The organism is Heliorestis convoluta, from assembly GCF_009649955.1.
In the GTDB taxonomy this organism is placed as follows: domain Bacteria; phylum Bacillota; class Desulfitobacteriia; order Heliobacteriales; family Heliobacteriaceae; genus Heliorestis; species Heliorestis convoluta.
Genome location: NZ_CP045875.1, coordinates 1,029,866 through 1,055,745, shown reverse-complemented (window position 1 = coordinate 1,055,745; position 25,880 = coordinate 1,029,866). Strand labels below are relative to the sequence as shown.

The following is a 25,880-nucleotide window of genomic DNA, read 5'->3' as shown; positions in this document are numbered from 1 at the left end:
TTACTGTTAGGGGGGCGGTAAAAATAAGAAGACGGTTCTTCTGTTGTTTCCCGTCAATGCGGGGTAACAAAGTAGAACCGTCTTTTTGTGCTCTTATTCGGTTAGGACGATGCTTTGGGCGGGGTCGTCGTGGCTTGTTCTAGATTCGGTGAGCCATTGGAAGAAGTCGTCGGTGGTCATGGTGTTTTCTTTCCATACTTCTTCGTCGAGGAAGTGTTCTGTGTTTTTTCCGACGATGACGGTGAGGGCTTGTTCCCCGTTAGCGTGGAGCACTGTAATGGCGGCCACGTCGATGGGGAAGTCCGTGCGATAGGTGGCGAAGATGAAGTCTCGGGCGTATTGGCGGATCTGTTCTTGGTTGCCCTTTTCTTTTTGTAGGGGTACAACGGCGACGGTGCCGTACATGCCGTTGGCTTTGGTGCCAATGTTTACGTTGCCTTGTGCTTCTGGGGGGAGGTGGGATTCAAGGTATGGGGTGAGTTCGTTGATTTCTTGTGGGATTTCGAGAGGGGTTATGGTGCTGCTTTGAGGTGCTTTGGTGTTGCAGCCGGTGATGAAGAGGGTCGTTAGGAGTAGGATGGTTATGGTGAGGAGAGGAAGTTTTTTTGTTAGAGTTTTTGGGTGATTCATGCGTTACCTCCCTGGGGTTGGTTTTTTCGGCTTGTGAGGTTGTTGTGTTATGAAGTCATTATACCGTATGTTGTGCGGGGGTGGTTCTTGAAGTTTTTGGGATCCATAAGCGAAGGGTTTGGTGCGCTGTCATGAGACATCGGTAGCAGGTGAACAATTTTTTCTCTTCCTGTTGGTTACTCCTATGGCTACTTTGGTTATACCCTTGGCTATAAATAAGTTTTATAAGGTTATTTGAAGGAAGGGATATGAAATTACTAGAAATAAACAGTAAAGCTGTTTTATTTTTAACTTTGAACTGGAATTCAGTTTTAAAATTTTCCTATAGATGGATTTAGGTTTTATATAAGCGGGGGGTGGTTTGTTTTTGTTCTGTTTCTACGTTTTTGTGAAGAAAGGAGGATGGGTTGGTTCGTTGGGTTTTTAACCGGAAGTGTTGTGACCTTGATTGGTTAAGGGGGCTGTTATGATGGGGAAAAGAATAGAGATATTTGTTGCCTCTTTTGTTATTTTGTTATTTGTTGGATTGATACCTGTAATGGCCGATGATCTGGGTTCTAATATTTCGACAAAGGATGTTGAAAGGGTTGCGGATGCTGATTATCAACTGCATTTAGATGAAGCAATTTTTGATGAGACTGTAGGTGTTGGTGAGCAACAAGAGTTTGGTGAAGGTGAAGCTGGTGTTACACAGGAAGTCGATGGGGCCGTGGAAGGTGGGGCGAGTCATGGGGATGCAGTTGCGGACGATGGAGCGAGTCATGGAGATGCTACTATGGACGATGGGTCGAGTTATGAAGATAGGACCGTGGAGGGTTGGCTTGTCGATGAGGTAGCTGGAAAAAGCAAGTATGACCTTTATTCGCAAGTAGACGTTGATGTTGATGAAGCATTTATGGGGACCTTTCAGGACTTTGGTCTTGGTGCATCATTGTTGGCTCCTTTGGGAGAGGACCAGGCTATTTTATCTGGAGCAGATGATAATAACGCAAGGGTTTCCATAACGAATGTTTTTCATAATGGTATTGATTTTGGTGGTAACAATTACAGGGATCTTTACATTAGCACCAATGGTTATATCACTTTTGGTCATGGTAATAGTGGCTATAGTCCTTTGGGCATCACGCAATATACGCGGGGACCTATTATAGCGGCGCAATTTGATGATCTTGATCCCTGGAAGGGCGGTACGATTTATTATGATCAAAATATTGCTGAAAACTATGTTGTAGTTACATTTGAAAATGTACGGCCTTTTCGGAACCCCATTGATGGCAGTGATGATTCTGAAAATACCTATCAGATTGTTTTGCGAAGAATTGGCGAGGCTGGTTCTAAGGATTTTCAAATCGAGCTTCGTTACCATCAGTTACAATGGGCCCGATCTGGCAATAATTCTGCTTGGCCTACTGCTGGGTGGTCTACTGGAAGCTTGTTCCAAGTTTCCTATGCAGAGCTTTTTCATTCTGGTCAACCTACTTTCAGACAAATTGTTACAGGTTCAAACATTGGTGAGCCTGGGGTCTATCGTTGGGATGTAACAAGTGGTCTTGTCCAAGCTCCACCGACGGTAAATGATACAGCGGTGCCTTCGGCAATTACCTTTAATAGCGCCCTTTCTGGTGGCAATGTTAGCAGCGATGGCGCTCTAGATGTTACTTCTAGAGGTTTGGCCTATGGCACTTCACCGTTTCCTACGATTGATAATCGTACTGTTATAAGTGGTAGCGGGATCGGTTCTTTTACAGCTACGATGACTGATCTCAGTCCTAGTACGACTTATTATGTTAGAGCTTTTGCTACCAATGCCTTGGGGACAAGCTATGGACCACAGCGAAGCTTTACGACAGCCTCTCTGATGGAACAAACGATTCTTTTTGAAGCACTGGCGCCTCGGACCTATGGGGATGATATTTTTGATCTAGTAGCAACAGCCAGCTCCGATCTTGCGGTAACTTTTGCTAGTTCTAATCCCCACGTTGCTACTGTGGTAGGCAATACTGTGACGATTGTGGGGGCAGGTTCTACCACCATTACAGCTTCTCAGCTTGGCAACTCTTACTACAGTCCTGCGCCTTCTGTCTCTCAAGTGTTAACAATTCACAAAAAAGATCTCACGATTGCTGCCAATGGGGTTACCAAAAGGTACGGTGATCTTCATACTTTTGATGGTTACGAGTTTCGCACTGAGGGACTCATCAATGATGATAGCGTAGGTTTTGTGAATTTCCATAGCAATGGTGCTGCAGCGAGCGCAATGGTGGGCGATTATGATATCTTGATCAGCGAAGCAGCCGGCACTGGGTTGGAAAACTATGCTATCACTTACGAAAATGGTACCTTGAACGTGACAAAGAGAGAGTTGCTGGTTATCGCCAATGATGCTGTGAAAACGGTTGGCTCGTCCGATCCTGTTTTTACTGTACGCTATGTGGGGTTGATTGCGAGTGATACTCCCTCTGTTATAGAAGGTACTCTGGCATTGGTTCGTGAAGAAGGTGAATCTGTGGGGACTTATATGATTACGCCTTCTGGCATCACTGCAGCCAACTATATCATTCAATTTGAGACAGGCACTTTTACGATTCGAAGAAGAAGTAGTTCTTCAACAGGTTCATCAGGGTCTGGTGGGTCTGGTTCTGGGGGCTCTGGTAATGCTTCGGGAACTTTAGAGCCAGGCGCAGGGTTCCTTCCAGGGGTGCCGGGCGCAGCGCTTGATCCTACAACATCAGATGCAGTGCTATTCAAGTCAGAGATATCAATTGTTGTGAATGATAAAGAACAAAATGCAGGGACGAGTACTCTTATAGAAGTAGATGGGGAAAAGTTGGTTGAAATCAGAACAGACTCTGCTGTGATCAGTCGAATCATCGACGAAGTATCTTCATCAGAAAAAGAGGCGACAAAAGGGCTTCAAGAAAACAAAATCGTCGTACCTGTTGCGGGAACCGATGCAAAGCACGTAAAAAGTATTTTAACAGGCGATATTGTCAAAAAGATGGAGCAAAATGAATTTAGCCTGGTAATCGATACCGGAGAGGTGGCCTATATTTTACCGGCTAGAGATATTGCTATTGAAGAAATCGCTTCCCTACTACAAGTAGGTGCCGATTCTTTGGCAGAAATCGATATAGAAGTAGATATTGTAAAAGTTGACGGCGAGAACGCTCAAGAGATAGCAGCGCAAGCAATGGCTAAGAATTATGAAGTTCTTGTTCCTCCCGTTGAGTTCCAAGTTGTGGCAAAGGCGATGACGCCTAGCGGTGAAAGCAAGGTAGCCATTTCTACGTTCAATCGTTATGTTTCAAGAGTTGTAGCCATTCCCGCGGAGGTTGATCGGAATAAGATAACGACAGGCATCGTGTATAACCCTTTTGATGGAACTTTTGCTCATATCCCAACGGAAGTATTTGTGGAAGATGGAAAATGGTACGCCAAGTTAAATTCTTTGACAAATTCAAGCTACTCTGTGATCTGGAATCCTATAACTGTCGCCTCTGTAGAGAACCACTGGTCACAAAATGCCGTCAATGATATGGCCTCTAGGTTGATTATTAATAATCCAGACGCCTTTAGGCCTGATGCTTCTATTACAAGAGGTGACTTCGCGGAGTATATCACCAAAGCTTTGGGTATCTATAGAACGAATGTGAGCAAAGCCTATTTTACCGATGTTGATCTGGCCCATGCCTATGGTGACGCGATTACGGTGGCTGTAGATTATGGCCTGATCCAAGGCTACCCTGACGGGACCTTTCGACCTGACGAGACAATAACGCGAGAAGAAGCTATGACGCTGTATGCGAGAGCCATGGATAGGGCTGGATTGGAAGAAGTAGATCGGAGTAGAATTGAAAATTATGTGGACAAAGATCAAATTGCGACCTGGGCTTATGAATCTGTGAAGAAAACGGTGGGTGCTGGCGTCTTTCAAGGTAAAACTTTGGAAAGGCTTGATCCGAAGGATACCTTTACCTATGCTGAAGCAGCCCAGGCTATTAGAAATTTATTGATTCAAGCACGGTTGATTTCTTAGGTATGGGTGGGTATGTTGCTTTCCTTCTAACCGGTGCTCCATAGTCATATCAAAAAAAGAGCTGCTAATTTGTCAACATTCGACAAATTAGCAGCTCTTTAATCATGCGTTACAAATTATCAGGCTCTCCCATGTTCATGTATGTGTAGATGCCTTTTTTATTAATTCTACTATTGATTTGATTAAGATCTTTTACTTCAGCTGCTTCTACAAGGCCAATTCCTTCTGCTTTAACAAGGTTGTACCATTTGCCACCTGCTTTGTAGTAGATAGCATACTTTCCATCCTGTGTCATGTCTAAATAGTTATCGCTTGCTTTCAAGAAATTGTTTAGGTTGTATTGTTCATTTCCCAATTCAAAAGCATGTTCTCCTACCAAGAGGATATTATTCTTGTCTTTTAAGTGGACAATATGGCCTCGTATATTGCCTAGGCTCACTTCCACTGCAGCTAATTCTTCTGGCATTACAAAGGTGTATTCTCCTACTTTTCCTTCTACTGGAGTAACGCTAACCTGTCCACCGTTTACTGTGACAATTCTGGGTCTTTTCCCAACCTCAATATCAGATATATAAATAGTTACTATATCACCTTTTGCTGCTCTTTTGCTTGGGTTGGTTATTACTTGCGCTGTTCCATCTATTACCGGGTCTATGTTTATGGAGTAAGTTCCTTTTGGGTTCACAACCTGCTTTACTATAAAGCTTACCTCATCTTTGTCTGAAGTGATTGTGATTGTCGCTGTATATTCTTCCGGTTCACGTTCTTCGGTTGCTAGTTTTTTTGCTTCTAAACCTAGTTCTGGTTTTACTATGAATTTTATTTCTCTATTGTGTTGTAGGTCGCCGAAATCGAAATTGGTTTTGCTAGAGCCATTTTTTATTAGTTTGAAATTTTTGGCGCCATTGTCATCGATGGATGCTTTTACGTTGGCATGGTCTCCTACTGTTGTAAATGCAACTTCTATGCCTTGAACTTCTTGATACCCTTCTGTCACATCTTCAAATTCAATTTTCGTACTTATGCCGTGTAATTTAATTTCTGGTATTGGTTTTACGACCTGAGTTAATGTAAAACTGATACCTTCAGGAAACATGTCAGATGTGATTGTTATTTCTGCTGTATGCGTTTTCTCTGTATGTGTTTGTGATGTTAATCCATGTTGTGGTCTTACCGTGAATGTAACTGTCTCGTCTTTTACATTGTCAAATTCAATCTTCTTTTTGTTTGGAGCATTATCTAGCACAAAGCTATTAGAATCCTCTCCACTTAACATCACTGTTACGTCGTTATGCTCTCCAATTGCTGTTATAGTAACTGTTAATGCCTCTTCCATTTCATTTTCAGCATAACCTTCTGTTACAGAAGCAAATACCTTGTTGTTACCCTCTATATTATGGGTTAGATCTGCGATGATTAGGTTTACAGGATACTCTAATATTGATGTAGGCCGCCCACTAACATCAGCTACTCCGTATATTTCTAATGTCTCTTTGTATTCACCTGGTGATTGTAACATTTCAGGAGTAGGGCTTATGGTGAAGGTAACTCTCTCGTTTTCCAAAAGCCGATTAAGTCCTGCAACCGGTTTTACTTCAAAAACTTTCAAATCTGGGGTTAGATGGAGAAAATCAGCTTCTCGTGCTGTTACTGTTACTGTTTTTTCTGGTATTGATTTATAACCTTTTGGCAATTGCCCAAAATCTAAGTCCACACTTCCAATTACCTCTAATTTTGGCGTTGTCGCAAAAGCCATTCCCGCAGGTGCTATCAGTGTAAATAGCATGGTCAATACAAGCAAGATTGGTAAAATCTTGCTTGTTCGTTTTCTTGTCATTTAATAATTCCTCCTTCTTAGTCTAATGAGTGCAGCGGATCCATTTTTCTATCTCTTGAATGCATTTGCTATTGCATCAACAATCTGTAACGTTACGGTCACGCTTTTTGTATTATTGGTTGGTAAACTTTTTTCATAGTTAAAAATCAATTACAGGTGTAACACTGTCAACTGGCTTAAGGCTATCACTGCCATCAATAATAATATCAACCCTTGTAGAATCACGAAGTAGTTCAGACGCTACAATAACAGTTTCATTTGTTGCTTTAGCCAAAGGGACTCCATCAAAGTAAATTGTATATCTTTTTTCATAGGAATCACCAGTTTTTACTTTTACTTCAGATGTAGGCATTCCGTGACTTTGGGCTTTGCTGAAGAGCTTAACTCTATCGTTATTAGAGTCGGCGCTATCGTCACCGGTACCACCAGTACCGCCGCCTCCGCCAAAGCCGCCCCCTCCTCCTCCACCGCCGACAACGGGGGTGGTAACAGCAAAGGTGGCTTTCAGTTCACTTAAAGTCGTATTTTCTTGGCCAATGGCAACATTTTGTTGTACAACTTGGAATCCGTCACTTTCTTTGGTGGGATTGACTGCTAGTACTGTGTAGCTGCGATTGGGTAGTACATAGAGGCTGTATTCGCCTTTGTTGTCTGTTTTGGTTAGGAACGTGGGGTTTGTGGTGAAGGCTATGGCTGCGTTATTGACGCTTTTGCCGTCTTTGTCGGTTAGTTTCCCTGTTACTTGGACGGCTGCTTGTAGTTCAATGTTTCTGCTTGCTGTTTTGTCTACTTTTGTTAGATAGCCAATTCTGTTGCTTTTTTCTGCTGTTAGGTCGTATTGACCTGCTTCGACGTCAAAGGAGTATTGTCCCTTTTGGTCTGTGGTGGTTTCTGCTATTACTTCAATTGTGCCTTGCTTGAATAGTTTTACTTTGGCATCGGTTTGGGCTTGTCCATTCAGTTGCACTATGCCTTTTAGTGCGGATTCTTCTTGGGGTATTATTGCGCTTTTGTATTCTAGTACTTTATCGATTAAGACTGCTGTTTCTGCTCGAGTTATTGGATTTAGGGGTTGGAAGGTTCCTTCGGGATATCCTTGCATTAAGCCTGCTTTGTTTACTGCTGCGATGCTTGTAGCGGCCCAGTTGCCGATTTGGTTCTGATCGCTGTACCAGCGTAGCTGTGCATTTTGATCGAGTTTTAGTAAGTTGGTCATTAGAACAGCGGCTTCTTGTCGGCTTATTGGTTGGTTCGGCTTGAAGGTGCCATCGGGATATCCTGATATGTAGCCTTCTTTTTTGGCGATGGCAACTTGTCTGTAATACCAGTCTGATGTTTTTACATCGGTGAAGTTGGCTTCTGCTGTAGCATCATTTTTGTCAAGGGCATTGTTGACTATGGTGGCAAACTCTGCTCTGGTTATTTCTTTGGTTGGTTGAAATGTTCCATCTGGGTAGCCTGATACGATGCCTTTTTGGATCATTTTTTCAATCCATTTTTCTGCCCAATGTCCTTGGATATCCTGTGGGGTGCCTGCAAGTGCCAATAGGGGGAGCATTGTTAGAGACAAGGTTATCATGGTGATAATTGCTAAGATCTTTCTCTTTTTTCTAGGCTTGAACAAATTTCAGTACCCTCCTTCTTTTTGATTAGGTTTTTTTCTTTTATTGGCAACTGTGTATTCTCTGGATACCCCCCTCTTTATGTAATAAAAAAGGATTTTATCTTAGTACGCTTTTAACGTACAAAGATTCTGTAAGTCGTTTCTACTAAAGGGTTGCGGTTTGGAATGGGGCAGCTCTATCAACGATGCAAGTGCTATGTATAAATAAAGAGGGTATTTCTTTTGGTTTGCTTTGTTATGTTTATTATAGCAATTTGTGACTATTTATTCCATGGTAATTGGTTTTGTGACGTTATCTTTTTTCAAGTGATGACTTCAAAGTCTTGATTTAAGAGGTTTTCTGTTTTGTCCGTGGACGCGGGCGGGTGAGTCATAGTGAAAAATACAGAGGGGCCGGCTCTCCTGGGTCGTTTTTCAAGCGACGCAGTGAGAATCGGCCCCTCTGTGTTGTTTATTGTGTTGGTTATTCGAGGTGTCGTAAGAGTTCTACTTTGCTAGTGAGTTCTGCGATGGCTGTTGTTAATGAGCCTACTTTGCTTTCTAGGCGAAAAAGCAAGAACAAGGCTAGTGCCATGGGAAATCCGACGTTGGTCAAGGCGTGAAGAAAAGTTTCTTCTATTATAGGTGTCCCTATCAATGTCTCACCTCCATTTTTTGTCAGAAGTCCTCCTGCTTCTGTTGTTGATGAGTGAGCGTTGATAGAGGGTTCACGCCGTTGGTTGTGGTAGTTGGTGGTTGTATTGCTCGATGTTGGTGTGTTGGTGTGCTGGTGTTGCCCTTGCTTATGCTGGGTCGTAGAGATCTTCAATGGTTGTAGTTAAGAAGCGGACGTCTTTTTTGTTGACCAAGTCGCCGCCTGTAGAGTTGATGATGTTTTTGGCGATGATTCCGTCCATAACAGTTAGAATTTCTTCTGTTGTTACGTCGGTCTTCGGGTCCCGAATCCGCAGGGTAACATCACGTCCTAGTTGATTGGAAAAGACGAGTTCTAAGGTGTTGCGCGTTATGCTCAATGATTTCACCTCCTTTGCCTTGGTGCTGTCGTTGCGCGGGCTTGTTCGATGCCTGCTCCTAATTAGGCGCTAACTAGGTTGTTTACGTCGATGCGTTGTACTTCTTCTAGGGGATGGTCCATTAATGAAGCGAGTAAGTGGGCTACTTCGTAGACATCCTCGTTAGAAGCGACTGGCTTTAAGCCTCTGAAGTCACGATTCTGTAGCTGTAGAGTGCCGTCGTCGAGGGTTTGACCTAGAACTACGATGCGTAACGTCGACATGGCTGTGGTGGTATTAACTGACATATGGGGAACCTCCTTTCTTGGAACTAGTGTTTGTAACCGGTTACAATGTAATCATAGCAGGGGGTTCCTTTTTTGGCAAAGTTGTTCTGGCGGTGAATTGGGCTTTTGGGGGTGTTTAGGGGAACATAGGTTCTTGTTGCGTTGGAATGCTTTGTTTTTCATTGGAATATTTGTTCTGGCATTGGAGAGGGATTTGCTTTGGTGAAGGGTTTCCTTGTTCTCGTGAGGGTATAAAAAAACGAACCCTTGTTAGGGCTCGTTATGGTTTGTTCAGTTCTTCTTTTAGTTTTTGTACTTCTTCTATGTCTAACCCCATGATCTGAGCTACGAGGTTGACTTCGAGGCCGGCTTTTAGGGCAGCTATGGTTTTTTCGTGTACTGCTTGTTCGCGACCTTGTTGAATGCCTTTTTGGTGACCTTGTTGAATGCCTTCTTTTCGGCCTTCTGCTTTTCCTTCTTCTTTCGCTCCGGCTAATGCGGATATTTCATCGCGTACTGCTTTTTCTCTTAGTTCGTAGATTCTTCTTTCGATGTTGCTTTTCATGAAGGCTTGTTCTATGGTGACTGCTTTTTTTATGGCCGGATTCTCCATGGCTATCTCCTCCAATTCTTCTCCTTCTAGGTTATTTAGGTACATTAGCCATGCTTCTAGAGGGGTTTGCGGTTTTCGCTTTAGTTTTTTTGCTTTATCTAGTTCGAGAAAGTGGATTTCTAGGTCGTCGTTTAGTTGTTCTCCTGTTTCTTCTTCTCGGATGTGGAATTTACGGTGATAGCGGGTTTCGTCGGGGAACCAGTTGAAGGCTATTATGTTTATGGTTATTGTTTTACGTAGTTCTCTAAAGGATTGGCCGCGCATGAGTTGACCATGATAAAGGCCGGACCAGTAGTAGAGGGTTCTTTTGTCTATGTTGTACTGGTTGCCTACTTGTACTTCTATGTTGATCAGTGTTCCCTTTTCTGTCTTTGCTAGTACGTCCAGTCTGGCTCCTCGATCTAATAAGTAGGTTGGTTCGATTTCTCTGTCTAGTAGTTCTATGGTTTTGATCTCTCTGTCTTGTGGAAGTTTTAGGACTGCGTTAAGGAAGTTGATGAGTACTTCTTTGCCTTCTTCTGAGCCGAATATTCTTTTGAAGGCGTAGTCGTTGATGCGGTTGATTGCTTTGATTTCTTTTAGGTTGCTTTTTTGTCTTGTCATTTTGTCACCTTCCTCTTTTTAAAAATTCTTTTTATTTCTGCTTTCTGTACGTTTCGTAGTTGTGGATTCTTCTCGTGTCTTTTAGCTTTATTATAACAGAATTGTTTGTATTTCCATATAATAGAAAGGTTTTGTTCTTCAAATAGTTTTTTGATTGAGTCTTTGAATCGTACTGGGGCGGTTGTTTGCTTAATCAAAAAGACACCTGCCGGTTTTGTTCCCAGCAGATGCCTTTTGATTTAGGTTTTTTTGTTATCGTAAAATTTTCCGAATGTTCACAATAGTTTTGGGAACGTACCCTTTCCTTTAAAAGATTGCCTTGGCAGTCTTTTAAAGGGGCGAGCAGGCGAAAGAGCAAGAACAAGGCTATTGCCATGGGAAATCCGACGTTGGTCAGGGCGTGAAGAAAAGTTTCTTCTATTATAGGTGTCCCTATCAATGTCTCACCTCCATTTTTTTGTCAGAAGTCCTCCTGCTTCTGTTGTTGATGAGTGAGCGTTGATAGAGGGTTCACGCCGTTGGTTGTGGTAGTTGGTGGTTGTATTGCTCGATGTTGGTGTGTTGGTGTGTGCTGTGCTGGTGTGTGCTGTGCTGGTGTTGCCCTTGCTTATGCTGGGTCGTAGAGATCTTCAATGGTTGTAGTTAGGAAGCGGACGTCTTTTTTGTTGACTAAGTCGCCGCCTGTAGAGTTGATGATGTTTTTGGCGATGATTCCGTCCATAACAGTTAGAATTTCTTCTGTTGTTACGTCGGTCTTCGGGTCCCGAATTCGCAGGGTAACATCACGTCCTAGTTGATTGGAAAAGACGAGTTCTAAGGTGTTGCGCGTTATGCTCAATGATTTCACCTCCCTTGCCTTGGTGCTTTCGTTGCGCGGGCTTGTTCGATGCCTATTCCTAGTTAGGCGCTAACTAGGTTGTTTACGTCGAGGCGTTGTACTTCTTCTAGGGGATGGTCCATTAATGAAGCGAGTAAGTGGGCTACTTCGTAGACATCCTCGTTAGAAGCGACTGGCTTTAACCCTCTGAAGTCACGATTCTGTATCTTTTGGGTGCCGTCGTCGAGGGTTTGACCTAGAACTACGATGCGTAACGTCGACATGGCTGTGGTAGTATTAACTGACATAGGGGGGGGAACCTCCTTTCTCGGAACTAGTGTTTGTAACCGGTTGCAATGTAATCATAGCAGGGTCTTCCTTTTTTGGCAAAGTTGTTCTGGCGGTGAATTGGGCTTTTAGGGGTGTTTAGGGGAACATAGGTTCTCGTTGCGTTGGAATGCTTTGTTTCTTGTTGGAATGTATGTTCTTGTGCCGAAAAGGTGTTTGCTTTGGTGAAGGGTTTCCTTGTTCTCGTGAGGGTATAAAAAAACGAACCCTTGTTAGGGCTCGTTATGGTTTGTTCAGTTCTTCTTTTAGTTTTTGTACTTCTTCTATGTCTAATCCCATGATTTGGGATACCAGGGTGACATCTAGCCCTGCTTTTAGGGCCGCTTTGGTTTTTTCTCGAACTGTTTCTTCTCGACCTTTTTCTAGGCCTTTTTGTATGCCTTCTTTCCAACCTTCTTCGCGACCTTGTTCACGAATCCATTGTTCAATCTCTGTCATTTTTAGCACCTCCATCAATGTCTTTTTTACACTTGTTGAGAGAAAGTTGTCTGTTATGGCTATGATGGCTCCAATTACAAATGTTCGATTTTTGCTGTTAATGTTTTTGGCTAGAGTTACTGTTTCTATAGTTCTTTCTTCTTTGTTTTTCTTGCTTTTCATGAAAGGAAGAAAGATGAGTTTCAGTATGTCGTATTCATCGAATTCTTGATCTTTTTCTATCTTTTCGGTCAATCTTGCTAATTCTTCATCTCCATCGAAGCTTTTGAAGTACAAATTGGTTACCTCATATACGATTTGAAGGTTTCTGCTACTGCTTTGAGTACTACATCTTTGTTCTGTCGGCTTACCTCGCTTTCTGCTGTGCTAACTGGTTTTTTCATGACCAGCCTCCCTTTTGACTATCTCGTGATAAGGGAATTTTATTCTTCATGCTTTTCCGCTTTGTTTGTTCCATAGCAGTTTTTTGTATTTTAATTTTTGGTTGCTTTTATTTCCCATCTACTTGTATGGTATCATATCTTTCTCCTAAAAGGAATGCCTGTTCTGAAAAAGTTTTTTCTCTATTCTTGTGCTTTTCTACGGTTGCTGTGGTTTTTCTTTCATTGTAGCAGGATTGGTGTTGGTTGGGATAGTTCTAACTTTGTGTCTTTTAGTAATCGGTTCTAAGCAGTAAAAGCAGAGATTTTGTCTAAATCACCGGGGTAAATGATGACTGGTGATTCTTTTTACCCTATGTTACTTTCCTTCTAACCGATGCTCCATAGTCATACAAAAAAAAAGAGCTGCTAATCTGTCGGCATTCGACAAATTAGCAGCTCTTTAATCCTAGATTACAGATTATCAGGACTCTTTCGCTTGTATGCAAAAAATGTAAAAAGTCTAGTTGTTGCGGAGACGTACCCCTCACTTAAAAAGATTGCCTTGGCATTCTTTTTAAGGTCGAGCCAGCGGCGAGCAAAGCCGTGGCACGCGTAGCGTCCCCGTGGCACCGTGATTTCTTTGGCTTTACTTTGTAATGTTATAGAAAATAGTTGCTACTTCGGCGCGTTTGGCACCTGCTTTTGGTATGATTTTACCTTCTGGTGTACCCGTGACAATGCCGAGTTTTTGAGCTGCAGCTATGTAGCTTTTGGCCCAATCTGAAATTTGGTAAGCATCGATAAAGGGTGTTGCATCGTTAGTTACTGTTATATCAAGCATGCGAACTATGGCTGTTACCATTTGCTCACGCGTTATGGTGTCGTCAGGCCTGAATGTTTCATCATGGCCAACTATGATGCCTTCTTTGGCTACAGCACTGATATAACCTTTTGCCCAGTGCGTATTGGTGTCTGCAAAGATCTGGCTCTCGTTGGGTGATAAGCCTTTGTAGTTGGCGATCATGACAGCTAGTTCTGCACGGGTCATCGTCTTTTCTGGTTGGAAAGTATCATCGGGGTAACCACTGATGATTCCTTTATAAACTAAATCTAGTACGTAGATTTCGGACCAGTGGCCATTAAGATCGCTAAATCTTTTTGATACAACAGGGCTTTTTATAGCCTTTTCTTCATCAATTGTCTCTGTAATCACTTCTGAAATCTCAGGCTCTTTCACTTCATCTTGAGGGGAAGGACTGGCAAATCCACCGCCGCCTCCACCACCGCTTCTGCTTCTATTGCTTGATGGCGTCGTGGTCTCTGGCGCTTGTTCGCTCGGAACAGGCTCGTAGGCTAAGAAGGTGCTAAATCTTTTTGTCCAAATTACAAGATCGCTGCCGTCAACAACAGCTACATAATCTCTACCAAGACTTGTCATAATGGCATTAACAGCATCTACATTTTCTACTTTACCAAGACCTGCTACTTCTTGCGGTTTCAATATTTGATCGAATTCACCTGCATTGTTGATGTAACCGGCAGATTGGTTGCTAAGTCCTCTAAAAACAAGGCGGACAGGCTTATCAAAAGTGAGATCCACATCGGAACCTACTTTAAAAGCAGCATTTACAGAAGCTACAGCAGCCGGTTTTGCTTCATCTGAAATTGTCTGTGGTCTTGGGAGAAGGATTTCTCCGTTCCAACTGCCTTGTGCTGTGATGGTTGTTCCTTGTGGTAGTGTCATTACAACTGGCGTATCTTCTAATGTAACTTCTAGGTAATGGGTATTTGATATGACGTTGTTGCCAGAAGGTTCTCCAAAAGAAGCTATTGCTTCGATATGCGATGGAACAACAAGGAACAGGGGCGCCTCTTTTACGCTTACAGGTGTATTGGTTTCTACCACTGTTTTTGCTACTTTGAGAATTTCGAGGCTATAGGACTTGGTAGTACCGTCGACTGATTGAACTTTAACAGAAACAATCTCGCGATCATCGGTGATATCTTCTAGATTAATGATTCCAGTTCCGGTTACTATCGCTCGGTTTATCATTGGGTTGGCTGTAATCGTTACTTGCGATGTACTTTCTGGTACAAGCACAGTATAGGCAAGTACGTCTTTATTAAAAGAAGGCCATAGTAGTGCTCCATCTACTTTCAAGGAAGCTAGTTCTGCATTTTGAATGTCTTCTAACTCTTGTGTGAGCTTTTCTTCGAAAAGATCTCTCAGTTGATAGAAGTCAGATACTGTGACTTTTGCTTCTTCGTGTATCACTTCTAGGATATGGTCTTTATCTGGGATTTGAGAGATCCCAGCAAAGATATTCATAAGTGGTTCTGCATCAATGTCAGTTTCTAGTTCAGAGCCTTTGAATCCAAAGATAGTTACTACATCTTCGAAGTCGCTTAGAAAACTTTCAGTGCCAGCATAACCTCTTACATAAAAAATATTTAAAAGCTTCTCTGTAATTGCCCTATAGTAGCCAAAGAAAGCCTCATATTGCTCATCGGTCATTCTAGCTGCTGCAGCCCGTGTCATTTCATCTTTTTTTTGTAAAAACGGAATAATAATATTGTTGTCTTCCGGAAAAGTAAGATCCTCCATTGCTTTAGCGTTTATTGCCACTTCTAGCGCTTCCATTAGATCTGCGATTTCTATATCTACTAAAACATTCATTAGATGTCGGAGAGTATCGAAAGCGTCCCTGATTTCTTCATGAGCTTTATATTCTGCAGGAATTCTATGGTGATGCCAATATGTAGCCCAGACTGCCGTTTCATCTTCCTTGGTGATGGTGTCGATATTGTTCAAATAATCGACTGAGGAAACAAACTTATCATTCAGGTGTTTTAATGCATCGGTGCCCTCTTCAAGCAATTGATTTTTAACGTCTCCATCTTCAAGGGCATGAACCATCTCCATAACTGCTTCATATAGATCGTAGGCCTCCATTGCATTCCTATAATAATAGGGGTTTTCTGGATGAAAACTCCTTTCATCTGCATTAATGGTCGATATGGTTAGGTCTTCCATAGCGATAATGGCATAATATGTTTCGTCATAAGATACTTCAAATGTTGCTTGATGCGTCGCAATAGGATTGGTTTTATCAAGTGAAACTAGATGAAAGGTCATGGCGTAGAAACCGGCTTGATCAAAAGTTACTTTAAATTCTGTGGTAGCCTCATAGTCTGCGGGAATCGGGAACCCTTCGGCTGGGCCCCATGCTCCAATTGCTGCAACATTGTGTTCCGTACCGTTGGTATCGGTAGCTATGATCTGTGGATTGGCGCCATTAGGCGTATGGATTATATCGATAGTAAATCTAACACGATCATAGCCTTGTGTTCCAAGATCTTTCACTTTTAGTGAAACCGACACAGGAACTTCTTCATTTTGAATAAATCTGCGTTCAGAGAAGTCGCTTTCAAATTCATAGGTTGATATGCTAGGCGTTACTTCTACTGTTTGTTCTGTTGGCCCTTGTTCTTGTTGTTCTGTTGTGTCATATTCTTGAATCATGACTTCTTGTTGAGGAAATTGTTGAGAAACTTCCTCATTCGCAAATAAAGCACCAGGAATGATTCCTGCAAAGAATGCTGCTGTTGTGAGCACAGCAAAATAACGTTTGGTTTTTTTGAAATTCACTTAAAAAATCTCCCATCGACTGAAATAAACCTAGCACAACCTTCGTATGTACACTATTCGCGTACTTCAGGTGCAAAAAATTTTGCTTTTCGCCTCTTTTGCGCCTGATCTTGCTACAGTCAACAGTACTCAATTTGCGTACTGTTGACTGTATTTTAAGTATTGTTCTTCTTTTTGTCAACATAAAGATTTGATAGTTCAAACTTGACAGCTTGGAATTCCTTTTTGAATAGATTATGGATTTTTAACTAAGTCTGTAGTAATATTTATGGTTGAAAGGAGTCGTGATCTTATGCTTGGGCAACGTATTAAAGAATTGCGAAGTTCTCATGGCTTAACACAGCAAGAGCTCGGACGTAAGCTTTCTTTGTCCAAGCAAACGATTTCAGGCTATGAGAAAGGTGCCCGTCATCCTTCTCCTGAGATTTTGCAGAAATTAGCTGATGTTTTTTCAACGTCTACCGATTATTTGCTAGGCCGTACGGAAGATTCTTCTGTAAAAAAACCTCTCGCAGAGCGAATTGCTGACTCTGCTTATAAGCCAGAGTCGATTGATCTTGAAGAGTTACTTGAACGATCGATGATTCGTTTTCACGGAGAGCCTTTGTTAAAAAGCGACAAGGATAAGCTTTTACAAATTGCTAAAATACTGTGGGAAGAACGACAAAGAAGTCATTATACTGAGAAAAAATGATCACCAAAGCGACTTGTGCTGTGTGATCATTTTTTGCATCTAAATAATTTTAATTGTATTATTTTTCTCTAATCATCTTTAGTTTCTTCGACAAAATACGACATTTTTCTTTTGCCTTCTTTGTTATTATATGAAGTAGAGTTTGATTCTATCATTCGGCTTCGTAGAGGAGTATTGAGCATTGCACGTCGGTTTCGAGTGTCTGAATCTTGGAAAGAGACAGGAAGTAGTCATCGTGCGTAGAAAATTGCCCGAAGGTGTTTCTGGGTTCTTCGCTACTGTAGCAGGTAAAGATTTCTTGATTCTTGATTCGGAACTAAGTGATGAAGAGGCCTGTTCTATAACGAAAGATCTTATACTTTTTGATATGCCTTGCTCTGATAGAGTGCTATGATAGAGAGTCGACCCTGTGGTTTTGGGTCGACTTTATTTTTTAGTTATTATTGGTATAAACTGGTCAGCCCGTTTCTGCTTATTTTGGAAAGCTCGAAGCAGAGCACCGGTACCCATGTGTTCCTTGTGGCTCTTCACACAATAAAATGGTAAAATAAGAATTGCATTTGTGCCTATTCTTTTGGAGGTGACTATGGTGAGAAAAGTAATGTCTCTATTCCTTGCTACGACTCTTCTTATGTTGTGGGTTCCTTCGGCTTTTGCTGCTACGAACAATTCCGTTGACAGAGTGCCCCATGTTAAGGACAGTCACGAGTTTGATGAGAACTTTTTTGTACGTTTAAGAATTGAGGAAGCCTATCCCAATCATTTTGGTACGGAGAACCAACATTTTAGAATTCACTTGCATAATGCAGAGTGGTATGATGATTCTCATCCTTTGAATGCTTCTAGAATTGGAACTCAGACGATGACTCGTGGTGGGGCTTCTGTCGTTGCTGTTCGAAGAGTCACTTCTACCATTATGGATGTAACGTTGCGTTCAGATGGAAGTACTGATGAAAAAGCCCTATGGGTTATTCCTTTGTTCACCAAGGTAACAGGTGCCGGTTACGCAACTGTTACGATTGATGGTAGAGATAGTATGGTCTCTAGTGGAACCTATTCTTTTGCTTATGGAGTAGGCCGGAGTGATGACCTGAAGATTCAGCTTGATGTAACCATGCCTGTGGGTGAACATAGACAGATGCCTGTGGGATATGAATTTGGTACTGAAAACCCCGTCAAACTATTGATTCAAGAAAATAGAGCTGGTGCCTTTGGTCCTACTGCTCGAAGCTTTCAGTTACGGCTTGAAAAGGCTCTTTGGTTTGCTGATTCTTTTGCCAACTTGAATGTTTCTGCTATGGATCAGAACAGTCATGTTTTAAGTGGAAAAAATGCGGCAATTCAGCAAATAAGCAAGCGTAATGATCAGGTTATTGAGATTACTGTACACCCGGGGGTTTTTTCTGGTGATAAAATGATGCTAGAGGTACCTCTGTATTTTAAGATTGCTGAGCCAGGTGAAGTCTCCTTAAATATGAGTCTTGTAGGTAGTTCTATAAGAGAACAGCGCTATGTTGTGGGTCAGGCTTTGTTAGAGGATAGGGATAGAGATGGCGTTGGAAAAAAAGATGAGGATTACGTCAAGGATAGTTCAGATAAAGATACATATAAGGACAAGGATAATCATATAGATCAAGATAAAGAGCCTCATTATAAAGTGGTGCAGTTTTTTATTGATAAAAAATACTATGTTCTAGACGGGACTATCATAGAAACAGATGTCGCTCCTTACATTAAAGTTTTTGATGATGGTTTGGGGCGTACAATGGTTCCTCTCTCTTTTGCATCTACTGCTCTTGGAAGTGATTCAGTAGAGTGGATCGCAGAAGAAAGAAAGGTCATCATCAGAAAAGGCGCTGATCGAGTCGCGCTTACAATTGATAGCTCCGCATTAGATATGAATGGTGAAGTTATCTTGATGGATGTACCTGCTGAAATAGTAGATATTGGTGATGGGTTGGGTCGCACTATGATTCCGATTGCTTATGTTGCGCAAGCTTTTCAGGTGGAGTATGTTTGGGATGATGTTTTGAGGGCAGTTACGTTTATGAAGCCTGTTGAGTGAGAAAGTCAGTTTAAGATTATGACCACTGCTGATTGTTGTTTGAAAGGATTTTAGCGCTATGCCTGGTGGTCGCTTTGACGATAATGAGATTTTTGCAGCAGAATCAAGAATTTTATAAGAAAAAGAAGGTGACGCCTGTGGATGGCAGTCACCTTTTTTTGTTTAACACAGGGGGCTGGACTGCGGGCTCTATTTCAAGAAATTTTTGTTCAGTCCGTTCCATGCATAGTTCATAAAGCACCAAGTAGCATATAAAAAGCTTAGTTTTTCTATGTCTCGGTACAATCGCCAATTTTGCCGCATCATTTTTAATTTATTACTTGAAACAGATCCTTTGACTTTTCTATATTTAGTAAGTGGTTCTTGCAACCCATAAGCAATAAAGCCTTTTTTTAGTAAATTTAACCATAGGGCAGTGTCTTGTCTAGCTCGTAAATTTGGCATTTGCACAATACCTGCTTTTTCTAAGTCTATCATTACGGTAGAGCACCCTATAATAGTATTTTTTAGAAGACCTATATAGTCTATTTTTTTCGGTATTTTTACGATAGATGATGTTTCACTACCATCTTCTTTAATAATACTGTATTCCGTAAATGAAAAAGAAATATTGTGATTTTTCATAAAAGCTAGTTGTTTTTCTAGTTTATGTGGCAACCACAAATCATCACTATCTACGAAAGCAATATACCGCCCTCTGGCTTGTGTTATCGATGTATTTCTTGCTACGGCAGGACCTCTGTTTGTTGATAATCGAATTGGTCGAATTCGATTATCAACTTGAGATTGCTCTAGTAAAAGCTCATATGTGTTATCTCGAGAGCAATCATCGACAATGAGCATTTCCCAGTTTTGATGTGTTTGGTTTTGTACAGATTCGATAGTTTCTAGTATATAATCTGATGCATTATAGGTTGGTGTTATGACTGTTATTAGTTCTTTTTCTAATATACGTGGGAGAATATTTATGAACCTCCTCATTAGTGTTCAGTTAACCCAATTAATGGATTTGGTTTCACTAGATATTGCACTTGCAATAAGACGCGATCACTATATATGGGATTGTGAATGGAAAAAGATGTATTAACTGAACACCGATGTGAACCTCCGTTAGAACTATAAAAGTCCTTCTCTTAGCGTCATAACCATTAAAATCATAATGGAGGTCATTGCTACTAGCAGGGTATTAAGATTTTTTCTGTATATCAAGCGATTGTACATATACCGTAAAACAATCCAATAAAACGTTATTACTCTTTTTGAGACTTTTAAAATTTTCAATAGAGAATCGATACTATGCTACAAAACATTCTTCTTATTAACTAGAGTATCTTCCCAAACATTGATGTAGTCCATGATTGTCTTTTCAATATCAAAATGATTAACAATAAAATTTCTTGCATTCAAACCTATATGAATTAATTCCTGTTTATTATTGAATATATATGAAATTTTATTTGCAACTTCGTCAATATCTCCTTTTATGATATAACCTGTGATTCCATCACTTATCAATTCCCCAATTCCTGGTGTCTCAGATACAAGGCAAATACTTCGAGCTAACATTGCTTCTTTGACCACATTTGGGAGTCTCTCCCCCTTTTTTTTAGACATGAATATAAATATCTCAGACTTTAGAAAATCTGCAAATACTTCTTTTTGAGAGACATGGCCTTTAAATTGAATAGAATCACTTACTCCTAATTGTACCGCAAGTTTTTGCAAGTCATGTTTTTGAGGACCATCGCCTAGTATTACTAAAGAAGCAAATGGAAATATATTTTTTACTTTAGAAAAAATCTTTATTACTTCTTTTATTCTTTTAGATTCAATTAATCTACCAGCACAAACAATCCTACCTGCTTTTTTTCTTAATAAACCTTTATTGTTAAGATTATTTATATCAACACCTCTGTATGAAACACAAATATTATCTAGCTTTACTCCCATATCACAAATTGTTATTACATTTACCTGAGCATGGGTAAATACTTTGCTAGCATTTTTCGCAATAACTTCGCTTGGTTTGTATTTCATTTCCAAGTCATATGCTCCCAAAAAAGTAGTCAGTACAATTTCAGGATTATATTTTAATATTAAATACCCAATAAGCGATGGATAGTGCCCCCAGAATAAATGCACAACGTTTGGCTTGTTGTTAATTATCGACTGGTAAATCGAGAGTATCCTTGGTAATAATATCAGACTTTTAATTATTTCAGATATTTTTCTATTGTTTTTAATAATAAACTTTATTATATTTATTGTTTTCCTAAAGCTAATTATTCCATAAAAGATACCTTTAAGGTTTTTAGAAATTGTAGAATTACTAATAGGCACATCTTGTAAAGATCTTTCATGAATAAGTTTTTTCGATTCTTTCAGCGATCTTAAAAGTGAAAAAACTTGAACATCTATACCTTTTGCTATTAACATTTTTATATCATTAGATGCAAATGTTTCTGAAGGAACAGGAAATTGCATTGTGATATAAAAAACTTTCAACCTTTTTGTCTCCTTATATACATAGGTTTATAAAACCCCTTAATCTGTTTGTCAACCCATAAAAAAATTATTAAATAAAACGAAACTAAAACTGTACTGGCTCTTCGTCTATTGTAATTCTTTTAAGTATTCATCTGTTTTCTCGGACAGTGAAAAAAAGTTCGCTCTCTTAATTAAGGTGCTAGAATCAGGTGACTCATTAAGTGCTTTTTCTATTGCATTTGCTAGGTTAAATTCATCTCCAACAGGAACTAATATTCCGTATCGCCCATTTTCTAGTATTTCAGCAGGCCCACTTGGGCATTCGGTACTTACAACAGGTGTGCCACAAGCCATTGCTTGAATCAATACCCCTGGAAGTCCTTCCCATAAGGATGAAAGGACAAATAGTTTTGCTTTAGACATATACGCAAAAGGGTTTTGGGTAAATCCAGGTAGGGAAATCTCGCTTTCTAGACCCATTTTTTTTATTAAATTTTCTAACCCTATTCTTTCTTCGCCTTCTCCGAGAATGATTAACCTTGTGTTCTTTCGTTCACGTACGATAGAAAAAGCTTTAATTAAAGTGGGGAAATCTTTCTGTTTGGTTAACCTACCTGCTGCTAAAATCACAGGAGGCTCGTTTACTCCAAACCAAGGATGACTAACTGGCTCTTTAGATTTATATATAAGCTCGGGAGTTACTACAGGGTTATATATTGTCCTTATTTTCTTAGATGCTACACCATAGGTATTAGTAAGGTGATGTGCAACTCCCTGACTAACCGCTATTATAGTATCAGCCCATGGATAGATCTTTTTGATTAAATAGCAGTTCGAAGTAATATTACTTTTTATATTTGTTCCTTTAGAAGCTTGTAATGATAAAGGTGTAATATTTGCTTCTCTTATAATAACTCTAGTTTTTACTTTAGATATTTTTCTAGCTAATATTGCTGTGATATTTGCATTACGAAGAGTTGAAAGAATACTCTTTGGCTGCTCTATACGCAGATAATTTATAAGCTTTGGTAAACTTGCATAAGTACTAAAGGCATTTAAGTCAATTACTTTAACTTTTTTTGGTACCTCGCTTAAGTATGGTCCCACCGCTTTTACTAAAACAAGGTCCACATCATAGCCTTTTTCAACAATTCCTCTGGCAATGTTGACCATCATGCGTTCAGCGCCACCACCTATAAGAGTGGGGACAAATATTGTAAACTTGTTAGAATTGATCATTTTTCTTCCCTGTTTAATATACTTACTAAATTAAATTATTATTTTTTATAGTTATCTTAAATACTTACAGTTGTTGTACCATGCAGATATTAGGAATAATTTATATAACAATCCTTTTGCAATCTTTCCTTCTCTGTTACTCACCTGCGACATATAATTTATTCTTTTGACAAAGTCGTTAATCTCCATAGTCCATAACTTGCAACTTTTTATTTCATTGAGTACATTTTGTCTCATTTGATCTAGCAGTAAATAATAATCAAATCTATAACCTTTCTTTCCAATCAAATCACTATTTAGGTTTAGCTTTTCGATTAGAAGCATTCTGAGTATGATTTTATTCTTTAAATGTTTTCGATCAAATAGTACTGTCTCTGGCATATTATAGAAGTATTTTGCAACATCATCATTTGTCCAAGGAAATTCTACATCAAAGTTATATACCATACTAGAAAATCTAATTTTATTCATCATTACTAACTGATCTAGCACGCAACCTCTTGTATCAGCTCTTAAATCTAAATAATCCCAATCTTGTTTTTTCTTTTCTTCATTACACCAATATTCGTTTACGTCAATCGATTTATTAAATAACCTTTTGGCTACATTAAATTGAAGTCCACTAATTCCTACTAATTCTACTCTGTATTTAAATAGTTCAAGTAAAAAGTTACTGTATGATAGATTTGAGGAAAACTTTTTAAACTTAGAAAGAGATGATAAATATTTTTGACGATTATACTCTTTACTAGTAGGAATATGTCCAATATAGACATCATTTCCCATACCATCAATAACTGTTGAACTTTCTAGATCTAGTAGCCCCGCATAAATAGGATAAGCTAAAATTGCATTATCAAGGCACGGAAAAGGTGACTCATAAAAAAACAGCTCAATACTTTGTACATGATTTTTCTCAATTTTTTTTGGTAATTCAATAATTCTGTGCTTTAAGCCTAACTTATTAGTAATAGCCTGCACAATTGAGCTTTCGTCTTGTTCTCTTGGAGCCTTATATGTGATACATTCAACTTCTTTCTGATAACCAGCTGTAGCAATAGCTAGGGCCAAAGACATAGAGTCTTTACCTGCACTCAAAAATAGATACTTTTTATTATTTATATTATTAAACTCGCTGACAGATTTGGATAATAATAGTATTATTTCTTCGTATTTTGCTTCAGTGTACCCATTAATCCCGCGGTTTTTGTTAAAGAACGGGAATTTGTGGCAGTGTTTATACTTAATTTGATTTCCTTCTACATATAGCTCAAATGTGTCACCTATTCCTATACAATAAAGATTCTTGTATATAGTGTAGGGAAATGGGATTACACTGCTCTGAAGTAAAAAAGATACACCTAAGTTTGATATAATTAATGGTTTTTTTACGTAATTACTATCTAAAAGGTCTTTTGGTGAGGTCGAGACATAGGCGCATCTTTTTTCTTGATTGATGTAGATATATTTAAGTTTTGAGGCAGCTAGATCGGTTTGTATTTTAATTTTCCTAGCAACTACATCCTTTAATTCATAATGTTCTATAGTCTTGTATTGTGTTAAATTCATTTAAATTCACTTCCAAAAGATAGTGTGATCGGGCAATACTTTTGGTCGACACATACTATAGTTATGCTACATTTAAAAACTCATATGATTTTCCTATAACTTAATTTACACATTCTTGAAACAATTGATTTTCTATCTATTCAACTGTTGATAGTTGCGCAAATAGAATAATACCGTTACTATTAATACTATATTAAAAGTGGTACCTATTACACTATATACGGCAATACTTGCTACTGAATCAAAGTATAAACCTGTTACGATAAAAGCAGCACTACGAAAAATAATTAGAAAAATTTCGTAGACTAAAATAAAACTTTGCAATTTGAATACTTGCGCTGTCACAAAAGTAGGAGTATTTATAAATCCTAAGAACATCCATATTATAAGCCATTGAGAGTAAACCCCTGAAAAGTACCATTCTTCGCCCAATATAAGAGAGAAAATTTTCGGTCCTGCAAATGTTATTATTAACATAGGAATAAATCCTACCGCTGCTAAACCTACTGTTGCTTTTAACACAACTTCATAAACATGACCTTCCTTGTTATAAGTTTCACTTATTTTTTGGTATATTACTTGTTTAAATGACTGACTTATAAGTCCTAATGGTACACTTAAAAGGCGATGAGCTAATGTATAGAGTCCTACTATTTCCGGAGTAAAAAAGTAAGCTAGCATGAATAGTGGTATGTTTTGAGATATTGAGTTTAATAGTGCTTGTGGTGATCCATATATGGGGAATTCATTGTTTTCTATAAATATTTTTTTAATTTTAGTTTTACTTATTGCTTTATAAATAAAGCTCTTCTCGTTGCGCCATGTTTGATATCCAAGTACAACAGTTGCTATAGCTTGACCAGCAACTTGCCCTCCTACTAATCCAGATGCTCCTACTTTCATCAAACCTACAGGTAATTGTACGCCTACTGTTCCAAACGATCGGAATATTCTGGATATTGAAAGTTGTTTGAATTTTTTTCTTCTGGTAGACCAGTAATTTAATGCTTGGTAAAGGCCTGCACCTAAAATTGATATAGGTAACCACCATAAGTATGATCCTAATTCTGATGAACCCAATTGCTCTGCAATCCAACTTCTTCCTAATAACACAAGTATTGCAGTAATCCCAGTCATAAAGAGCACAATTAAACATGCCAATGCTAAAACATTAGCAGCATCTTCATCTTCTTTTGGTAAAACAATTGCTAATTCATAACGCCAACAGGCTATTACTGATATTATACTTACCAAGGCTGTGAACAATCCTAAAACACCGAAATCAGTAGGATCATATATTCTGCTAAGTATCGGTGCAGCGGCAACCATCATGCCTTGACCTATGGCTGTTCCGGACATTAAAATAGCAATATTACGAATAAATTTGCTTTTTTTTAATCTTGTTACACTTTTTTTCATTCAAAAACATTTACCTTAATTCATTAGATAGGCTATTATCGAGAATTTATCAGAAGAACTCGACGAGACAAAGCGTATCTCTAAAATTGATGCGTCCATCAATTATTGAACCTACATTGAATCTGTGAACTTTGCTCTCTTTGGTTTATTTGTGGTAATATTCATTTCATT

20 protein-coding genes are annotated in these 25,880 nt (G+C 39.4%); 4 read left to right on the top strand and 16 right to left on the bottom strand.

Annotation, left to right across the window (positions count from 1 at the left end; all coding sequences use genetic code 11):
* Positions 1-93 precede the first annotated feature (93 nt).
* Complete coding sequence (locus FTV88_RS04830) at positions 94-630, bottom strand: hypothetical protein (RefSeq protein WP_153724647.1); 537 nt, start codon at positions 628-630, stop codon at positions 94-96.
* A 466-nt stretch (positions 631-1,096) separates the two neighbouring features.
* Between FTV88_RS04830 and FTV88_RS04825 the strand changes: the two genes are divergently transcribed.
* Positions 1,097-4,666 carry an S-layer homology domain-containing protein gene (locus FTV88_RS04825; protein WP_153724646.1) on the top strand — a complete coding sequence of 1,190 codons (3,570 nt, stop codon included), beginning with the start codon at positions 1,097-1,099 and terminating at the stop codon, positions 4,664-4,666.
* A 109-nt stretch (positions 4,667-4,775) separates the two neighbouring features.
* Here the strand turns inward: FTV88_RS04825 and FTV88_RS04820 are convergent, their stop codons facing one another.
* The 10 genes from FTV88_RS04820 to FTV88_RS04775 form a co-directional block, all read right to left on the bottom strand.
* The gene (locus tag FTV88_RS04820; RefSeq protein ID WP_153724645.1) at positions 4,776-6,503 is read right to left on the bottom strand and encodes a hypothetical protein; all 1,728 of its coding nucleotides are present in this window, start codon (positions 6,501-6,503) and stop codon (positions 4,776-4,778) included.
* Positions 6,504-6,642: 139 nt separating this feature from the next.
* On the bottom strand, positions 6,643-8,127 hold the full coding sequence (locus FTV88_RS04815) for an S-layer homology domain-containing protein (RefSeq protein ID WP_153724644.1): 1,485 nt from the start codon (positions 8,125-8,127) through the stop codon (positions 6,643-6,645).
* Positions 8,128-8,590: 463 nt separating this feature from the next.
* Entirely contained in the window at positions 8,591-8,764 is a 174-nt protein-coding gene (locus tag FTV88_RS15610) for a YvrJ family protein (RefSeq protein WP_207707913.1), read from the bottom strand.
* Positions 8,765-8,909: 145 nt separating this feature from the next.
* Positions 8,910-9,140 (bottom strand): DUF2922 domain-containing protein, encoded by a 231-nt coding sequence (locus tag FTV88_RS04805; RefSeq protein ID WP_243137329.1) that lies wholly within the window; start codon positions 9,138-9,140, stop codon positions 8,910-8,912.
* Positions 9,141-9,202: 62 nt separating this feature from the next.
* The gene (locus tag FTV88_RS04800; RefSeq protein ID WP_153724643.1) at positions 9,203-9,427 is read right to left on the bottom strand and encodes a DUF1659 domain-containing protein; all 225 of its coding nucleotides are present in this window, start codon (positions 9,425-9,427) and stop codon (positions 9,203-9,205) included.
* A 259-nt stretch (positions 9,428-9,686) separates the two neighbouring features.
* On the bottom strand, positions 9,687-10,622 hold the full coding sequence (locus tag FTV88_RS04795; protein WP_153724642.1) for an Rpn family recombination-promoting nuclease/putative transposase: 936 nt from the start codon (positions 10,620-10,622) through the stop codon (positions 9,687-9,689).
* A 607-nt stretch (positions 10,623-11,229) separates the two neighbouring features.
* Entirely contained in the window at positions 11,230-11,460 is a 231-nt protein-coding gene (locus FTV88_RS04790) for a DUF2922 domain-containing protein (RefSeq protein WP_243137329.1), read from the bottom strand.
* A gap of 62 nt (positions 11,461-11,522) precedes the next feature.
* Entirely contained in the window at positions 11,523-11,747 is a 225-nt protein-coding gene (locus FTV88_RS04785; protein WP_153724641.1) for a DUF1659 domain-containing protein, read from the bottom strand.
* Positions 11,748-12,009: 262 nt separating this feature from the next.
* A complete protein-coding gene (locus tag FTV88_RS04780; RefSeq protein WP_153724640.1) occupies positions 12,010-12,501 on the bottom strand; it encodes an RpnC/YadD family protein in 492 nt (163 codons plus the stop codon).
* A 732-nt stretch (positions 12,502-13,233) separates the two neighbouring features.
* The gene (locus FTV88_RS04775) at positions 13,234-16,236 is read right to left on the bottom strand and encodes an S-layer homology domain-containing protein (protein ID WP_153724639.1); all 3,003 of its coding nucleotides are present in this window, start codon (positions 16,234-16,236) and stop codon (positions 13,234-13,236) included.
* Positions 16,237-16,528: 292 nt separating this feature from the next.
* Here FTV88_RS04775 and FTV88_RS04770 point away from each other — a divergent pair, with 292 nt between their 5' ends.
* The 3 genes from FTV88_RS04770 (at position 16,529) to FTV88_RS04760 (ending at position 18,995) form a co-directional block, all read left to right on the top strand.
* Entirely contained in the window at positions 16,529-16,930 is a 402-nt protein-coding gene (locus FTV88_RS04770) for a helix-turn-helix domain-containing protein (protein WP_162007901.1), read from the top strand.
* 235 nt (positions 16,931-17,165) lie between these two features.
* On the top strand, positions 17,166-17,324 hold the full coding sequence (locus tag FTV88_RS04765; RefSeq protein ID WP_153724637.1) for a hypothetical protein: 159 nt from the start codon (positions 17,166-17,168) through the stop codon (positions 17,322-17,324).
* A 192-nt stretch (positions 17,325-17,516) separates the two neighbouring features.
* Positions 17,517-18,995, top strand: coding sequence for a copper amine oxidase N-terminal domain-containing protein (locus FTV88_RS04760; RefSeq protein ID WP_153724636.1), 1,479 nt, complete (start codon positions 17,517-17,519; stop codon positions 18,993-18,995).
* A gap of 189 nt (positions 18,996-19,184) precedes the next feature.
* Here the strand turns inward: FTV88_RS04760 and FTV88_RS04755 are convergent, their stop codons facing one another.
* From FTV88_RS04755 to FTV88_RS04735, 5 genes are all read right to left on the bottom strand, one after another.
* Positions 19,185-19,976, bottom strand: a complete 792-nt coding sequence (locus FTV88_RS04755) for a glycosyltransferase family 2 protein (protein ID WP_153724635.1) — start codon at positions 19,974-19,976, stop codon at positions 19,185-19,187.
* Between the two features lie 318 nt (positions 19,977-20,294).
* Positions 20,295-21,500, bottom strand: a complete 1,206-nt coding sequence (locus FTV88_RS04750; RefSeq protein WP_153724634.1) for a glycosyltransferase family 4 protein — start codon at positions 21,498-21,500, stop codon at positions 20,295-20,297.
* A 108-nt stretch (positions 21,501-21,608) separates the two neighbouring features.
* Complete coding sequence (locus tag FTV88_RS04745) at positions 21,609-22,721, bottom strand: glycosyltransferase (protein WP_153724633.1); 1,113 nt, start codon at positions 22,719-22,721, stop codon at positions 21,609-21,611.
* Between the two features lie 51 nt (positions 22,722-22,772).
* Positions 22,773-24,290: an adenine nucleotide alpha hydrolase family protein gene (locus FTV88_RS04740; RefSeq protein ID WP_153724632.1), complete on the bottom strand. Its 1,518-nt coding sequence runs from the start codon at positions 24,288-24,290 to the stop codon at positions 22,773-22,775.
* Positions 24,291-24,422: 132 nt separating this feature from the next.
* A complete protein-coding gene (locus FTV88_RS04735) occupies positions 24,423-25,709 on the bottom strand; it encodes a lipopolysaccharide biosynthesis protein (RefSeq protein ID WP_153724631.1) in 1,287 nt (428 codons plus the stop codon).
* Between the last annotated feature and the right edge of the window lie 171 nt (positions 25,710-25,880).

What these genes read in the sequence shown, in the direction of transcription:
- FTV88_RS04830 (WP_153724647.1), bottom strand. Translation starts at nt 630, where the DNA reads ATGAATCACCCAAAAACTCTAACAAAAAAACTTCCTCTCCTCACCATA.
- FTV88_RS04825 (WP_153724646.1), top strand. Translation starts at nt 1,097, where the DNA reads ATGATGGGGAAAAGAATAGAGATATTTGTTGCCTCTTTTGTTATTTTG.
- FTV88_RS04820 (WP_153724645.1), bottom strand. Translation starts at nt 6,503, where the DNA reads ATGACAAGAAAACGAACAAGCAAGATTTTACCAATCTTGCTTGTATTG.
- FTV88_RS04800 (WP_153724643.1), bottom strand. Translation starts at nt 9,427, where the DNA reads ATGTCAGTTAATACCACCACAGCCATGTCGACGTTACGCATCGTAGTT.
- FTV88_RS04795 (WP_153724642.1), bottom strand. Translation starts at nt 10,622, where the DNA reads ATGACAAGACAAAAAAGCAACCTAAAAGAAATCAAAGCAATCAACCGC.
- FTV88_RS04785 (WP_153724641.1), bottom strand. Translation starts at nt 11,747, where the DNA reads ATGTCAGTTAATACTACCACAGCCATGTCGACGTTACGCATCGTAGTT.
- FTV88_RS04770 (WP_162007901.1), top strand. Translation starts at nt 16,529, where the DNA reads ATGCTTGGGCAACGTATTAAAGAATTGCGAAGTTCTCATGGCTTAACA.
- FTV88_RS04760 (WP_153724636.1), top strand. Translation starts at nt 17,517, where the DNA reads ATGGTGAGAAAAGTAATGTCTCTATTCCTTGCTACGACTCTTCTTATG.
- FTV88_RS04755 (WP_153724635.1), bottom strand. Translation starts at nt 19,976, where the DNA reads ATGAGGAGGTTCATAAATATTCTCCCACGTATATTAGAAAAAGAACTA.
- FTV88_RS04745 (WP_153724633.1), bottom strand. Translation starts at nt 22,721, where the DNA reads ATGATCAATTCTAACAAGTTTACAATATTTGTCCCCACTCTTATAGGT.
- FTV88_RS04740 (WP_153724632.1), bottom strand. Translation starts at nt 24,290, where the DNA reads ATGAATTTAACACAATACAAGACTATAGAACATTATGAATTAAAGGAT.
- FTV88_RS04735 (WP_153724631.1), bottom strand. Translation starts at nt 25,709, where the DNA reads ATGAAAAAAAGTGTAACAAGATTAAAAAAAAGCAAATTTATTCGTAAT.